The sequence below is a fragment of the Janthinobacterium sp. UMAB-56 genome (genome assembly GCF_900095265.1).
Taxonomy (GTDB): Bacteria; Pseudomonadota; Gammaproteobacteria; order Burkholderiales; family Burkholderiaceae_D; genus Janthinobacterium.
Genome location: NZ_LT607660.1, coordinates 1 through 14,310 on the forward strand (window position 1 = coordinate 1; position 14,310 = coordinate 14,310).

General features: G+C 64.1%; 10 protein-coding genes. 5 read left to right on the forward strand and 5 right to left on the reverse strand.

Annotation, left to right across the window (positions count from 1 at the left end; translation table 11 throughout):
• A partial coding sequence (gene nrfD, locus K0F85_RS17625; RefSeq protein WP_219117271.1) for an NrfD/PsrC family molybdoenzyme membrane anchor subunit occupies positions 1-1,032 on the forward strand: 1,032 nt, incomplete at its 5' end.
• A 10-nt stretch (positions 1,033-1,042) separates the two neighbouring features.
• Positions 1,043-4,264, forward strand: a complete 3,222-nt coding sequence (locus tag K0F85_RS17630; protein WP_219117272.1) for a molybdopterin dinucleotide binding domain-containing protein — start codon at positions 1,043-1,045, stop codon at positions 4,262-4,264.
• Here K0F85_RS17630 and K0F85_RS17635 read toward each other — a convergent pair.
• The 5 genes from K0F85_RS17635 to mutM are packed head-to-tail and all read right to left on the reverse strand — an operon-like array spanning position 4,261 to position 10,649.
• Positions 4,261-4,875: a response regulator transcription factor gene (locus K0F85_RS17635; protein WP_219117273.1), complete on the reverse strand. Its 615-nt coding sequence runs from the start codon at positions 4,873-4,875 to the stop codon at positions 4,261-4,263. The genes K0F85_RS17630 and K0F85_RS17635 overlap by 4 nt on opposite strands.
• Entirely contained in the window at positions 4,872-6,683 is a 1,812-nt protein-coding gene (locus K0F85_RS17640; RefSeq protein ID WP_219117274.1) for a sensor histidine kinase, read from the reverse strand. Before K0F85_RS17640 ends, K0F85_RS17635 begins: the two co-directional genes overlap by 4 nt.
• Positions 6,683-7,846: an A/G-specific adenine glycosylase gene (gene mutY / locus K0F85_RS17645; protein ID WP_219117275.1), complete on the reverse strand. Its 1,164-nt coding sequence runs from the start codon at positions 7,844-7,846 to the stop codon at positions 6,683-6,685. Before mutY ends, K0F85_RS17640 begins: the two co-directional genes overlap by 1 nt.
• A gap of 42 nt (positions 7,847-7,888) precedes the next feature.
• Positions 7,889-9,790 (reverse strand): dynamin family protein, encoded by a 1,902-nt coding sequence (locus tag K0F85_RS17650; RefSeq protein WP_219117276.1) that lies wholly within the window; start codon positions 9,788-9,790, stop codon positions 7,889-7,891.
• Between the two features lie 22 nt (positions 9,791-9,812).
• Entirely contained in the window at positions 9,813-10,649 is an 837-nt protein-coding gene (mutM, locus tag K0F85_RS17655) for a bifunctional DNA-formamidopyrimidine glycosylase/DNA-(apurinic or apyrimidinic site) lyase (protein ID WP_219117277.1), read from the reverse strand.
• Positions 10,650-10,815: 166 nt separating this feature from the next.
• Between mutM and K0F85_RS17660 the strand changes: the two genes are divergently transcribed.
• From K0F85_RS17660 to ispE, 3 genes are all read left to right on the forward strand, one after another.
• Positions 10,816-12,621, forward strand: coding sequence for a tetratricopeptide repeat protein (locus K0F85_RS17660; RefSeq protein ID WP_219117278.1), 1,806 nt, complete (start codon positions 10,816-10,818; stop codon positions 12,619-12,621).
• A gap of 79 nt (positions 12,622-12,700) precedes the next feature.
• Positions 12,701-13,351, forward strand: coding sequence for an outer membrane lipoprotein LolB (locus K0F85_RS17665; protein ID WP_219117279.1), 651 nt, complete (start codon positions 12,701-12,703; stop codon positions 13,349-13,351).
• On the forward strand, positions 13,348-14,232 hold the full coding sequence (gene ispE, locus K0F85_RS17670; RefSeq protein WP_219117280.1) for a 4-(cytidine 5'-diphospho)-2-C-methyl-D-erythritol kinase: 885 nt from the start codon (positions 13,348-13,350) through the stop codon (positions 14,230-14,232). The genes K0F85_RS17665 and ispE overlap by 4 nt, the downstream gene beginning before the upstream one ends.
• Positions 14,233-14,310 lie beyond the last annotated feature (78 nt).

The following is a 14,310-nucleotide window of genomic DNA, read 5'->3' on the forward strand; positions in this document are numbered from 1 at the left end:
ATCGGTCTCAGTTATGGCAGCTTCATGCTGACCCTGCCGTACTTTGTCTTCGGCCGCAAGGCGTACGAGCGCCTGGGACGCATCGCGCTGCTGGCGTCCCTCGTCTGCGGCATGACGGCGCCCGTGGCGCTGCTGGCCGACCTGCACGGGCCGGGCCGCTTCTACCATTTCTATATTTACTTCCAGCCGCAGTCGTGGATGTCGTGGGGCTCGTTCTTCATTCCCCTGTATCTGGGCTGTTTGATGCTGTATGCCTGGCTGGCGCTGCGCGTGGATTTCGCCGCGCGGGGCCAGGGCCAGGACCGTCTGGCCTTCCTGTACCGGCTGGCCGGGCGCGGCGGCGCCGCCTCAATGCGGGCCATCCGCATCGCCGCCGCCTTCACCTTGCTCGCCGCCTTTGTCGTAGGCCTGTACACGGGCATGGAAGTGATGGTGGTGCGTGCCAGACCCCTGTGGTATACGCCCTTCCTGCCGGCGCAATTTGCCGCCACGGCCTTTGTCGGCGCGGTCGGCTTGGCGCTGCTGTTCAACCGTTTCCTGCCGGGCCGCGACAAGGTACTGGAAGTGTCCTTGAACCGTGCGCTGGCCCTGTCGCTGGCACTGGTGCTTGCCCTGGGTGGCGGCTGGCTGTTCGTTAGCCTGTCCGGCGTGAGCGCCAGCCATAGCATGGCCTTTACCCAGGTGGCCGGCATGCCGCAGTGGCAGTTCACCGCCGTCTGGGCCGTGCTGTCGTCCATCGTGCCGATGGCCCTGGCCATCTGGCGTCCCGCCACGAGTGGCCTGGTGAATGGCTTGATCGCACTGCACAGCGCCTGGATGATGCGCTGGACGATTTTTATCGGCGGCCAGACGATCCCGAAGACGGGTGCGGGCCTGTACGACTACCACCTGCCGATGGGTAATGATGGTTTGCTGGGGATCATCGGCACGGCCGGTCTGTGGATCGCGCTGCTGTTGCTGATGCTGGAATTCTTGCCATGGGCCGGACGCGTCGTCGCTGCACGCAGCCGTCCCGCCATGGCCACGCACTGAGGAGTCAATGATGAACGATCACACACACAACAACGCAAACAACGACGTCCCTGAAGATGAAAACGAAAAGCGCCGCAAGCTGCTGCGCTACGGCGCCATCGGCGGCGGCCTGGCCGCCTTTGCCGCCAGCTTTTCCACCACGGCAGGCCGCATGGTCGACCATGCCCTGGGCAAGGACAAGCCTGTGCAGAAACTGCACGGCAATTCCCTGCAGCCCGAGTTTTCCGTCGACACGACGACGGGTGCATTGACGGTCAATCCCGAGCAGCAGGTCAGCTACACCATGTGCATGGGTTGCACCACGTTTTGCGGCGTGCGCGTGCGCCTGGATAAAAAAAGCGGCAAGGTGCTGCGCGTGGCGGGCAATCCCTACAGCCCCATGTCGGCCGACCCGGCGCTGCCGTACCAGACCTCGATACGCGACAGCTTTGTGTCGCTCTCGCGTTTCCAGGAAAAGGGCTTGAAAGGGCGCTCCACCGCTTGCGGCCGCGGCAATGGCGTGCTGGAACAGATGGAGTCGCCGTTCCGCGTGCTGGCGCCCATGAAGCGCGTGGGCCCGCGCGGCGGTGGCCAGTGGGAGCCGATCGCCTTCGATCAGCTGGTCAAGGAAGTGACGGAAGGCGGCGACCTGTTTGGCGAAGGTCACGTGCAGGGCTTGCGCGCCTTGCGCGAGCTGGAAAAACCGATCGATCCGGCGCAGCCGGAACTGGGCCCGCAAGTCAACCAGGTGGGCTTGATGTGCAGCACGGACGATGGCCGCCTGGCGTTCGGCACGCGCTTTTTCAAGCAGTCGTACGGCAGTCTGAACCTGGTCAACCATGGCTCGTATTGCGGCGGCGCCTACCGCAGCGGCTCCGGCGCCATGTTCGGCGACATGAAGAAAATGCCGCATGCGAAAGTGGACCTGGAAAACACCGAGTTCTGCATTTTTGTGGGCACGGCGCCCGGCAATGCGGGCAATCCGTTCAAGCGCCAGGGCACCCTGATCGCGAAAGCCCGTTCGGGCAAGCGCGATTTCAGCTACGTCGTCGTCGATCCCGTGCTGACGAATGCCGACAGCCTGGCCGCAGGAGACCGCAGCCGTTGGGTACCGATCAAGCCGGGCACGGATGGCGCGCTGGCCATGGCGATGATACGCTGGATCATCGAGCACGAACGCTATGACCGTCACTTCCTCGTGCAGCCGAACCTGAAGGTGGCGGAAGCGGCGGGCGAGGCCGCCTGGTGCAATGCCACGCATCTGATCATCAACGAGAAGGGCCATCCGCGCGATGGCCGTTACCTGCGCGCGTCGGACATCGGCGCGGTGGAGCTGGCGGAAGAAGAGCGCTACAAGGATGGCGACGCATTTTGCGTGATCGACGCCGCCACGCAAGCCATCGTGCCGCACAATGCCGCCAAGGGCGAGGGGCGCCTGTTCTTCGACGGTCCGCTGGAAGTGGCCGGCGCGCCGCTGCACCTGAAGACGGCCATGACGATGCTGAGTGAGGAGGCGCAGCGCCACAGCATGGATGAATACGCGGCTGCCTGCGGCATCACGCGCGACATCATCGAAGGCCTGGCGCAGGAACTCACCAGCCACGGCAAGCGCGCCGCCGTCAATGCGCACGGCGGCATGATGTCGGGCGCCGGTTTCTATAACGCGTATGCGCTGGTTATGCTCAACACCCTGATCGGCAATTTGAACCGCAAGGGCGGCACCCTGATCAACGGTGGCAGCTTCAAGGATGCAGGACCCGGTCCGCGCTATAACCTCGAGAGTTTCGACGGCGAGATCAAGGCTGCCGGCATGCCGATCGGGCGCAATGTACCCTATGAAAAAACTTCGGAATTCAAGCTGAAGAAGGCGGCGGGCAAGGCGTATCCGGCCAGGGCGCCGTGGTACCCGAACGCGCCCGCGCTGGCGACCGAGTGGCTCACCAGCGCCATGAATGGTTACCCCTATACCTTGAAGGCGCTGATCCTGTGGAGCTGCAATCCCGTGTATGGCATCACGGGTCTGCGCGCGCAGATCGGCAAGGAGCTGGCCGATCCGAAGAAGATTCCCCTGATCGTCGCCATCGACCCCTTCATCAATGAAAGCTCGGCGTTTGCCGACTACCTGCTGCCCGATACCTTGCTGTATGAAAGCTGGGGCTGGGCCGGCGCCTGGGGCGGCATGCCCGTCAAAATGAGCACGGCGCGCTGGCCCGTGGTCGAGCCGCGCGTGCAAAAGACGCCGGACGGCCAGAGCATCTGCATGGAATCGTTCTTCATCGCGCTGGCCAAAGCGATGTCCTTGCCCGGCTTCGGCCCGGAAGCCTTGCAGGACATGGATGGCCAGCGCTTCCCCCTGCTGCGCGCGGAAGACTGGTATCTGCGCGGCGGCGCCAACATCGCCTGGCAAGGCAAGACGGCCGTGCCTGAAGCCAGCGACGACGATATCGCTTTGTCCGGCGTGGCACGCATCCGCCCCGAACTGGAGCGCACCCTGAAGCCGGAAGAGTGGCGCAAGGTGGCCTTCATGCTGGCGCGGGGAGGACGCTACCAGAGCTACGGCGAAATGTTCGGCCTGCGCCTGCCGCCGCCGGTAAATGCCAAGGCGCCCGCAGCTCCTGTCCCGGTGGTCGACGAGACGCCGTATCCGCAGGACTGGTCCACGCACCGCTATCTGAAACCGATGATGCTGTACAACGAGGGCCTGGGCGTGAGCAAGAACAGCTTGAGCGGCAAGCGTTTTCCCGGCACGCCTGCCTGGAGAGTGGCGGCGTTTGCCGATGGCACGCCCGTGCGCAAAACCTACCCGGCCAGCGAATGGCCATTCGAGTTGATCAGTTTTAAATCGGCGCTGCAGAACTCCTACAGCATCGGCGCGCGGCGCTTGCGCGGCATCCATCCGGACAATCCCGTCGCCGTGCATCCCGACGATGCGGCGCGCTTGAAACTGGACAATGGCGATGAAATTTATCTGGAAACGCCGGGTGGCAGGGCCAGGGCCACGGTGATGCTGCGCCATGGCGTGCAGCGCGGCGTGATCGCCGTCGAACATGGCTTCGGCCACAAGGAGCATGGCGCGCGTGCCCACCGCATCGGCAAGTCGCGCCAGCCCGATGAACCTGCCATCGGTGCCGGCATCAACCTGAATGACCTGGGGTTGACGGACCCTAGTCGCGGCGACAAGAACGTGTTTGTCGATCCCGTCTCGGGCACGTCGGTGCGGCAGGGACTGCCGGCGCGTATCGTGCGGGCTTAAATCTCGCCGCTGGCCATCAGCAGCCGGGCTATCTCGGCTGCTGAATGCAGTCCCAGTTTTTCCATCGTGTTATGGCGGTGCACCTGTACCGTCTTGTCGCTGATACCCAGCTCGCGGGCGATGACTTTCGAGGCTTTGCCCTCGGCCATCAGCAACGCCACTTCGCGCTCGCGCGCGGTGAGCCTGGCCAGCGCCGATTGCGCCGTATTCGCGCTGGCGGCGCTGCGGCTTTCTTCCACGCTGCGGGCCACGGCGCGCGAGACGGCGTCCAGCAATACCTGGTCCTTGCACGGCTTTTCCAGGAAATCGCAGGCACCAGCCTTCATCGTCTGCACGGCCATGGCCAGGTCGCCGTGGCCGCTGAGGAAAATCACGGGCAGTGCTATGGCGTGGCGCGACAGCTCCTGTTGCAATTCGAGTCCGCTCATCATTGGCATGCGCACGTCGAGCAGTAAACAGCCGGGTGCATGGCCCGCATAGCGCTGCAGGAAATCGCGCGCCGACTCGAACGTCTCCACTTGCCAGCCGGCCGAATCGAACAGATAGGCCAGCGAGCGGCGCATGGCAGCGTCGTCGTCGACGACAAAGATAATCGCATCGCTTTCATTCATGGTGTTTCCCTGTTGGCTTGCATGCCCGTATCTTCGGGCAGGCGGAACCACACCGTCAAGCCGGGCGCATCGGCGTTGGCGTGCGCCGACAGGCTGCCGCCGAACGATTCGATGATGCTTTTGCTGAGCGACATGCCCAGGCCCAGGCCTTCGGCCTTGGTGGTAAAGAAGGGTTCGAACAGGCGTGCCATCTGTGCCGCCTCCAGGCCGCATCCCGCATCGCGCACGGCTACCGTGCAGGCCCCGTTTTCACTGTGCAGCATCACGCCGATGGCATGCTGCGGATTGTCGTTTTCCACCTGCGCATCGAGCGCATTCTTGAGCAGATTGAGCAGCACCTGCTGCACTTGCTGCGGGTCGGCCAGCACCTGCGCGTCAGGGCTGGCGCTGTCGTGGCGCCAATCGATCCTCGCTTGCGGATGGGCCGCGCGGAACAGCGATATCGCTTGCTCCACGGCGTCGGCCAGGGCAAAGGCCGTGCTGTGGGCGGGACGCTTTTGCGCCATCGCGCGGATGTGACGGATGATGGCGCCCGCGCGTTCGCTTTGCGTGGCGATTTCCTGCGCGCCGTCGAGCAGGGGGGCCGCGTCGAGCCGGCCTGCCGTAATGCGGCGCGCCATGCCGCGCGCGAAATTGCCGATGGCCGCCAGCGGCTGGTTCAATTCGTGTGCGATGGCGCTGGCCATCTCGCCCAGGATGGCCAGGCGCGCCGTGTGATCGAGCGTGGCCTGGCGCTGGCGCGCCTGCTCTTCCAGCGCGCGCTGCTGGTGCTGGGCGGCGCGCAATTGCTCCGTGCGCCGGCTGACCAGGTATTCCACGCGCACCGTGTGCACGGCCCAGGCCACCAGCAAGGCCAGCACCAGCAACATCCAGCCCCAGTAGCGGCGCAGGGCCGTCTCGAACGTCAGCTTGTTCAAATAGGCGTAGGGGCCGATGCGCAGTTCACGGAACAGTTCGTCGACGATCTGGTAATCGCTGGGCACCGTCCAGCTATAGCCTTCGCTGGTGCGCGGCATGGCCAGCAGGGCCTGCGCCACTTTTTTCGCCAGCGCGGATGGTGTCTGGCGCAGGGTCACGAAGGGCCAGTCTGGATACAGCCGCGACGAGCTGGCGCAGCGAAAGCCGGGAATCGGACGCGTGGTGATCACGCGCAGCTCCCCGGCCCGCACTTCACCCTGGGCCACCATCTGTTCCAGCAAACAGGTGCGCACGATGCCCGCATCCATGTGCCCCCTGCGTACGGCGTCGATGATCTGCTGCGAGGGAAAGCCGCTGTAGCGCAGGCTGGAAAAATCATGCGCGGGATCGATGCCCGCTTCCAGCAGTTCGCGCGCGGCGATCTGGTAGCCGCCAAAGGCATCGGGCGCCACGGCCATCACGTTCTTGCCCGCCAGGTCGGCCAGGTCATGCAGCGGCGACGCGCTGCGCACGACGATGGCCGAGCCGATGGCCTGGCGCGGTGTATCCGTCCACGGCGATTCCAGGGTGGCGATGCGGCTGGCGCCGTCGCTGTGTTCGAGCGCCACATAATGGCCGCTGCTGGTGATGGCAAAGGCGATGGCCTGCGACTGTACGGCGCGCGTCAGGCCCGCCTGGTCGTAGTCGGCCAGGATGAAACGGATACCGGGGATGCTCGCTTGCAGGTGGCGCGTCACATACGACCAGTCCTGCTGCACGGCGTCGCCGCCCTTGTAGGCCAGTACGCCTATTCTCACCTCTGGCACTTCTGGTACCTTTGGCAGTTCGTCAGCCGCTTGCACGCCGTGCAAACACAGCGCCGTCAGCGCGAACAGTGAAAAACGCCGCACTAGAACATGCTGCGCTGTGCAGCACGCGCATCGCCGAAAAGGTCCAGCAGCAGTTTCTTGATGGGAGCGGGCAGCGGTGCGTCGGCGATTTTTGCGCCGTCGTACCAGACGTGCGTCGCCTCCCCGGCCAGCGCCAGGCGGCGCGCCAGCGTGATGCGGCAGGGGACGATGTGCAGCTTGTAGTGGGTAAACACGTGCACGATGGGCAGCAGCCGTTCCTGTGTTTCGATCGTACCGAACGGCGCCACGGCGCGCGCCAGCGCATCCTGGTTGATCTCTCGCGGTGAGTCTTCATCGGCCAGCACGTGGCCATCGAGTTCCGGCAGCGACAGCAAGCCGCCCCAGATACCGGAGCCGGGGCGCTGCTCCAGCAGCACCTGGCCGTCGTCGATGATGACCAGCATGAGCGCATGTTTTTCCGGGCTGGTTTTCTTTGGTTTGCGCACAGGCAGATCCTTGGTGCGGCCGGTGGCGTAGGCCACGCAGCGCGCTTGCAAGGGGCAGCGGCCGCAATCGGGGCTGCTGCGGGTGCACAGGGTGGCGCCGAAGTCCATCAAGCCCTGCGTGTAGGCTTCGATACCCGATTCAGGCAGCAGCGCCTCGGCGCGGCGCCACATGGCTTCCTCGACCCGTTTTTCACCGGGATAAGCATCGATGCCGAAGGTGCGCGCGAAAACGCGCTTGACGTTGCCGTCCATGATGGCCGCGCGCGTGCCGCTGGAAAACGCGGAGATGGCGGCGGCCGTCGAACGGCCGATGCCGGGCAGGTCGGCCAGCAGGGCAGGGTCGCTGGGGAAGACGCCGTCGTATTCGGCGACCACGCGCTGCGCGCATTTGTGCAGGTTGCGCGCCCGCGTGTAGTAACCGAGGCCGCTCCACTGCGCCATCACGTCTTCGACGGGGGCTGCTGCCAGGTCGCGCAGGGTGGGGAAGCGTTCGAGGAAGCGCGCGTAGTAGCCAAGAACGGCGGTGACCTGTGTTTGCTGCAGCATGATTTCAGACAGCCAGATCAGATAGGCGTCGCGCGTATTTTGCCACGGCAGCGCATGACGGCCATGCTGCTTTTGCCAGGCGATGACGGTGGTGGAAAAAGTCGGGTCGACATAGTCTTCCAAAGGTGCCGCGCCCGTGGCGGGCGAGAGCGGATGCAGCAAACGTTTCATGCGGGATTCCAGTGTTCTGTTGTTTGATGTTGCTGATGTTGCCTAGCTTGCGCTGGCGGCGCGCAAGGCCGCCAGCAACTGCGCCAGCTGCCCCTTGTCGCGTTCGAGCGCCGCCAGGCTGGCTTCAAAGCCGGCGATTTTCTGTTCCAGGCTGCCGGTGGCGTCGTGGATGCGCTGGATCGAGGCAAAGCGCAATTTCAGCTGTTCCTTGTACTCGACGATCTGCGCTTCGAGCGGCGCCATGATGACTTTCAGCCAGGCGCTGGCGTCATCGTTGGCGTTGCTGAAACTGCGGCGCACGCGCGAGGCGATGGTGTCGAAGAATTTTTCCATCAGTACCACCCGGTTGGTGGTCAGCAAGGTCGCCGTGCCGAACTGTTTATGGTAGACGGCTTCGATATCGGCGATCTCCTGGCGGTAGCGGGCCAGTGAAAACGGCATCGGCAAGGCCAGCGCCAGACCATGTTCTGAGGCGAATTTTCGATACATCACGTTCATCATTTCCGTGATCTCGGCCGTCTTGCCTTCCGAGCGGTCCAGGTTGCTGGCGATGCGCTCGAAATACTGGCGCACGGCTTCGCGCAAGCCCGTGAAAAAGCGGCTGCGCTGCATGGCCGCGCGCACGCCATCGATATCGTCGCGCACGATGTCCATGCCCAGGCTCGTATAGAGTTCCGTCGACAGGCGTGTAAACACGGCGCGCGTCGCTTGCAGTTTGAACAGGCTGCTGTCGAATTCCTTCTTCTCGATATCGATGCGCCGCATCATGTGCGCGATCACGCTCTGGTTCTTGCCGCGCAGGCTGTGCAGCTCGTGCAGCTGCTCGGCGATGCCGCGCGCGCGCGCCGCCGCCTGCACCTGCTGCGCCGCTTCGATGGCGTCCAGGTCGAACGCCAGCTGGCGCCGGATGATGTCCTTGCGCGCGGGGATCAGCTCGTCGAACAGGGCCGTCTCCAGCGGCAGCAAACGGCTCTTTTCCAGCAGCGCCGCATCGTCGTTGATCTTGCCCACCAGGGCCTTTTGCGCCGAGACGGGAAACACCTGGCCAGCGTCCAGTGTCAACAGATGCGCCACGCTGGCCTGCTGGCGTTCGATGGCTTGCTCCACCTCCGCATCGCCACGCAATTCGTCCCACATGCTGTCGATCTTGTTGAGCACCACCAGGCGCCCCGCACCGGCGCCGATATGGTTGCGCCATACCTCGATATCGCTGCGCGTGACACCCGTGTCGGCCGCCAGGATGAACAGCACCGCGTGCGCATTCGGAATCAGGTTCAGGGTCAGTTCCGGTTCCGTTCCGATGGCGTTCAGACCTGGCGTATCGAGGATGACCAGGCCCTGTTTCAATAGCGGATGAGGGAAGTTGATGATGGCGTGGCGCCACATGGAAATTTCCACCAGGCCGTCTTCGTCCAGCATGGCGGGGGCGTCCGCATCGTCGGCGTCGTACAGGCCGTAGCGCGTCGCTGCTTCCACGCTGACTTTTTTCGTCAGGCTGACCTGGCGGATGGCTTCCTGCATGTCACCGCCCGCATCGATATTCAGTGGCAGGACGGTCCAGGCGGCGGGCAGGTCGCGGTAGTCGCTGGTCGACAGGTTCTGCGCCCGCGTCTCGATGGGCAGCAGCCGGATCGATGGCGGCCAGGCCGCGTCGTACAGCAGTTCGGTGGGGCACATGGTGGTGCGGCCCGCGCCCGAGGGCAGGATGCGCTGGCCATAGCCGGCAAAGAAGATGGCGTTGATCAGCTCGGATTTGCCGCGTGAGAACTCCGCCACGAAGGCCACCGACAGGCGGTCATCGAGCAGGCGGGAGGCACAGCGCGCCAGGCGCAGCGCGGAAGCGCCGTCGACCAGGCCCGCCGCGCTGGCGGCGTGCCGGTATGCCTGCAAGGCGGCCTGCACATCCTGGCGCCATGCGCTGTATTGTTCCAAGTCCCTGACCATCTGGCTCCTTCTATGAATGTGCTTACTTTTGACAATTCACGCAGTAAAACGTGGAACGCTGTCCCTGCACGATCTGGCGGATAGTCGCGCCGCAGACGCGGCATGGCTTGCCAGCGCGGTTGTAGGTGAAATACGTCTGCTGGAAGTAGCCGGACTGGCCGTTCACGCCGATGAAGTCGCGCAGGGTGCTACCGCCTTGCACGATGGCTTCTGCCAGCACGTCGCGTATCGATTGCGCCAGTTTCTCATAGCGGGCCAGGCCGATGCGCCGGGCCGGCGTCTTCGGGTTGATCCCTGCGCGGAACAGGCTTTCGGAACAATAGATATTGCCCACGCCGACGACGATGTCGCCCGCCATCAGCACCTGCTTGATGGTACTGCCCTTGTTGCGCGTCTTCTCGAACAGCAGCTGGCCCGTGAAGCCGCCTTCCAGCGGTTCCGTGCCCAGGCCACGCAGCAGCGCGTGGTTGTCCAGCGGGCCGTCGGCCTCGTCGTGCCACAGCACGGCGCCGAAGCGGCGCGGGTCCGTCATGCGCAGCACCTGGCTGGCGCCGTCCGCATCTTCCACGACGAGGTCGAAATGATCGTGCTTTTGCGCCTGCGTCCCCGTTGGCAGCACGCGCAAATGGCCCGACATGCCGAGGTGGATGATCAGCGTGCCGTGACGGAAATGGATCAGCAGGTATTTGCCGCGCCGCCCCGTCAGGCCGATGGTTTGCCCCGACAGTTGTTCGCCCAGGGCCGGGGGAAAGGGCCAGCGCAGGCCGTCGCGGCGCAGCACGACGGCGCGCACGGCGCGCCCTTCGATGTGAGGCGCGACACCGCGCCGTGTGACTTCGACTTCTGGCAATTCTGGCATAGGGCTCGAATGGTGGAAAAGCGGGTAAAAACAGGCGGCTTGCCGGCCGATGGCTGGCCCGGGCACGCTGCGCCGCCACGACGTACATATTTCGTTACATACGTGAAGTACGCGATAGCCGTGTTGGGCGTAGAATCAAACTTTGCCGTTTAGCCAGGATCAGCCTTTGAAAAACGCTTTCGCCATTGTAACCTTGTCCGCCCTGATGGCCACGCATGCCATGGCACAGACGCCTGTCGCCCCCGCCGATGCCGCGGCCAGCCCCTCCGCAGCCGCGCCGCAGGAAGCGGGCGCCGGGTCCAAGGTGGACGCCAAAGCAGACACCAAGGCGGACACCGAGGCGGGGGGCTTGCCGAAGGTCGAGCTGAGCAGCGACTTGCTGTACAAGCTGACCCGCGCTGAAATGGAATTCAAGCGTGGCCAGTGGCAAGGGCCGTACGTGACGATGATGGTGGCGGCGCAGCAGACGCGCGACCCGCGCCTGGCGCGCCGCGCGTCCGAAATGGCGCTGGCCGCCAAGCAGGGCGGCGAAGCGCTGGCGGCCATCCGCCTGTGGCGCGAGTTGGCGCCCGAATCGGACGAGGCGACCCAGTTCTTCCTCGGCTTCGTCGTGTTGACGGACAAGATCGAAGAAGCGGAACCGATTTTTGCCGAGCGCCTGGCCAAGGCGCCAGCGGGTGCGCGCGGCGTCGCCCTGTTCCAGATGCAGCAGATCCTGTCGCGCTCGAACGACAAGCTGTACGCCTACTCGATGGTGACGCGCCTGGTGCAGCCCTACCTGGACATGTTCGAAGCGCACCTGGTGCTGGCGCAGGGCGCTCTGTCGCTCGGCGAGCGTGAGCGTGCCATCGGCGAAGCGAACAAGGCGCTGGCCATCAAGCCGAACTCCGAGCTGGCCGCGCTGACCCTGGCGCAAGTGACGGGCGAACCCGAGGCGGCGGGCAAGGTGCTGGCCACTTTCCTGCAAAACAATCCGGATGCCGTCGAAGTGCGCGGCGCGTATGCACGCCTGCTGGTCGAGCAAAAACAGCTGGAGCCGGCGCGCGACCAGTTCCTGCTGCTGCTGAAAAGCCAGCCCGATAACCTGGGTGGCCTGTATGCGCTCGGCATCGTGGCGCTGCAGCTGGAAGACAGCAAGGGAGCCGAGCAGTACTTCAAGCGTTTCCTCGCCGTGCTCGACAAATCCCCTGGCGACGCGCGCGATCCGTTCAAGGCCCTGATGATTTTGTCGCAGATCGCCGAGACGCGCGGCGACACGGCCGGCGCCATCGCCTGGCTGGACAAGGTCGACAACAGCGCATCAAGCGGCTATGTCGAGGCGCGTTTGCGGCGCGCCCAGTTGATCGCCCGTGGCGGCAATCTCGATGCGGCGCGCAAGGCACTGACGGAAATTGAAACGGACGATCCGGCAAGCCAGGCGCAGGTGCTGCTGGTCGACGCGCAATTCCTGCGCGATGCCGGCTACGTGCAAAGCGCCTATACGGTGCTGGAAAACGCCTTGCTGCGCTTCCCCGACAATCCTGAGCTGCTGTACGACTACGCCTTGCTGGCCGAGCGCCTGGATAAACTCGAACAGATGGAAACGAGCCTGCGTCGCGTGATGGCGCTGGCGCCCGATAACCAGCACGCCTACAACGCCCTGGGTTACTCGCTGGCCGAACGCGGCGTCCGCCTGCAGGAAGCCCATGCGCTGATCGAAAAAGCCTTGCAGATGGCGCCGGGCGACCCCTTCATCATGGACAGCATGGGCTGGGTGCAGTTCCGCATGGGTAATTTGGCCGAAGCGGAAAATGCGCTGCGCCGCGCCTATGCCGTGCGCAGCGATCCGGAAATCGCCGTCCACCTGGGTGAAGTGCTGTGGCAGAAGGGCGACAAGGATGAAGCGCAAAAATTGTGGCGCGAGGCGCAAGCCAAGGACCCGAAAAACGAGGCGCTGAAAAGCACCCTGGCGCGCCTGAATGTCAGTCTGTGATTGTATCGCTTGATTCAATATACTCAATATACTCAACTAACAAAAACCAGCGCCTTGACGCTGGTTTTTCCTTGTACCCATGTTAAAAAAACTCGTCTCCTTCACCGCGCTCTGCCTTTCTCTCTCGGCCTGCTCGAGCCTGAGCTCCCCATTCTCGTCCGGCGCCGCGCCGTCCGGAAAAGCCGTCGCCCCTTACCGCGAACAGGTCGAGCTGACGGGCCGCCTGAACGTGGTGTACCAGAAGGATGACAAGCCCGAATCGGCGACCGTCAATTTCAACTGGCAGCAGACGGCGCAGCGCACGGACGTGACCCTGTATTCGCCCCTTGGCAGCACCCTGGCCACGATCGCGGTCACGCCGCAGCAGGCCGTGTTGACGCAAAGCGGCAAGGCGCCGCGCAGCGCGCCCGATGTCGACACCCTGAGCGCGCAGATGCTGGGCTGGTCCCTGCCCGTATCGGGCTTGCGCGACTGGCTGCAGGGCTATGCGGTGGGCGCCGATGGCCAGCCTTTCGTCGCTTCACCGGCCAACGACAGCGTGACGACCAAAGACGGCTGGCGCTTGCGCTATGTGTCGTGGCAGGAAGTAGGGCAAAATGCGGGCGAAAATGTACCGGGCGCCTTGCCCCAACCGCGGCGTATCGATGCCGAACGCAATGCCAGCGCGCAGGCCGATGCCGTGTCGCTGCGCATCGTGCTCGATGCCGCCCCATCCGCACCAGCACCATGACACTGACGACCCTGAACCATTGCCCGGCCCCGGCCAAGCTGAACTTATTTCTACACGTCAACGGCCGTCGTGCCGATGGCTACCACCTGCTGCAGACGGTGTTCCAGTTGCTCGACCACGGCGACACCTTGCACTTCGCGCTGCGCGACGACACGCTGATCCGCCGCGTGACGGCGCTGGCCGGCGTGCCGGAAGAGCAGGACCTGATCATCCGCGCCGCGAAATTGCTGCAGGCCGAAGTGCTGCGCCGCACGGGCGCCTTGCCGCGCGGCGTCGATATCGCCATCGACAAGGTGTTGCCCATGGGCGGCGGCCTGGGTGGTGGTTCGTCCGACGCGGCCACGGCCCTGATGGCCTTGAACCGCCTGTGGCAGGCAGGCTTGAGCCGCGAGCAATTGATGGCGCTGGGCCTGCCGCTGGGGGCCGATATCCCGTTTTTCATCTTTGGCGAAAACGCCTTTGCCGAAGGCGTGGGCGAGGCCCTGCAGCCCGTCTCCACGCCCGAATGCTGGTATGTGGTGATCGAGCCTGGCGTGCAAGTACCGACCGCTGCAATTTTTTGTGCGGAAGGCTTGACGAGAAATACCGAACCCGTCACAATAGCGGACTTTTCCAGGCACCTCGCAGAAGGAAACGATGCGGGCGGGTTTGGCAAGAATGATTTACAGCAAGTGGCATGCAGTCTTTTCAAGCCCGTAGCAGATGCGGTAGAATGGCTGGGTGCTTACGGTGAGGCCAGGATGACTGGTTCCGGTGCTTGTGTATTTAGTGCGTTTGGCAGTCAGGAAGAAGCGGATGCGGTGCTCAGCAATGTGCCACCAGTCTGGATCGCCTGGAAGGCAAAAGCATTGAAGCGCCACCCGATGCTCGCGCTGTTGTGAAACAAGGCAGGCAGCAAAAAAAGATTTTGCTTAGCGTCAAATAGCCGGTATAATACTGGCCAACATGACGGCAAGCAG

Excerpts from the sequence above, each read along its gene's own strand:
- mutY (WP_219117275.1), bottom strand. The coding sequence starts at position 7,846 with ATGAAACGTTTGCTGCATCCGCTCTCGCCCGCCACGGGCGCGGCACCT.
- K0F85_RS17665 (WP_219117279.1), top strand. The coding sequence starts at position 12,701 with ATGTTAAAAAAACTCGTCTCCTTCACCGCGCTCTGCCTTTCTCTCTCG.
- K0F85_RS17630 (WP_219117272.1), top strand. The coding sequence starts at position 1,043 with ATGAACGATCACACACACAACAACGCAAACAACGACGTCCCTGAAGAT.
- K0F85_RS17635 (WP_219117273.1), bottom strand. The coding sequence starts at position 4,875 with ATGAATGAAAGCGATGCGATTATCTTTGTCGTCGACGACGACGCTGCC.
- mutM (WP_219117277.1), bottom strand. The coding sequence starts at position 10,649 with ATGCCAGAATTGCCAGAAGTCGAAGTCACACGGCGCGGTGTCGCGCCT.
- ispE (WP_219117280.1), top strand. The coding sequence starts at position 13,348 with ATGACACTGACGACCCTGAACCATTGCCCGGCCCCGGCCAAGCTGAAC.
- K0F85_RS17650 (WP_219117276.1), bottom strand. The coding sequence starts at position 9,790 with ATGGTCAGGGACTTGGAACAATACAGCGCATGGCGCCAGGATGTGCAG.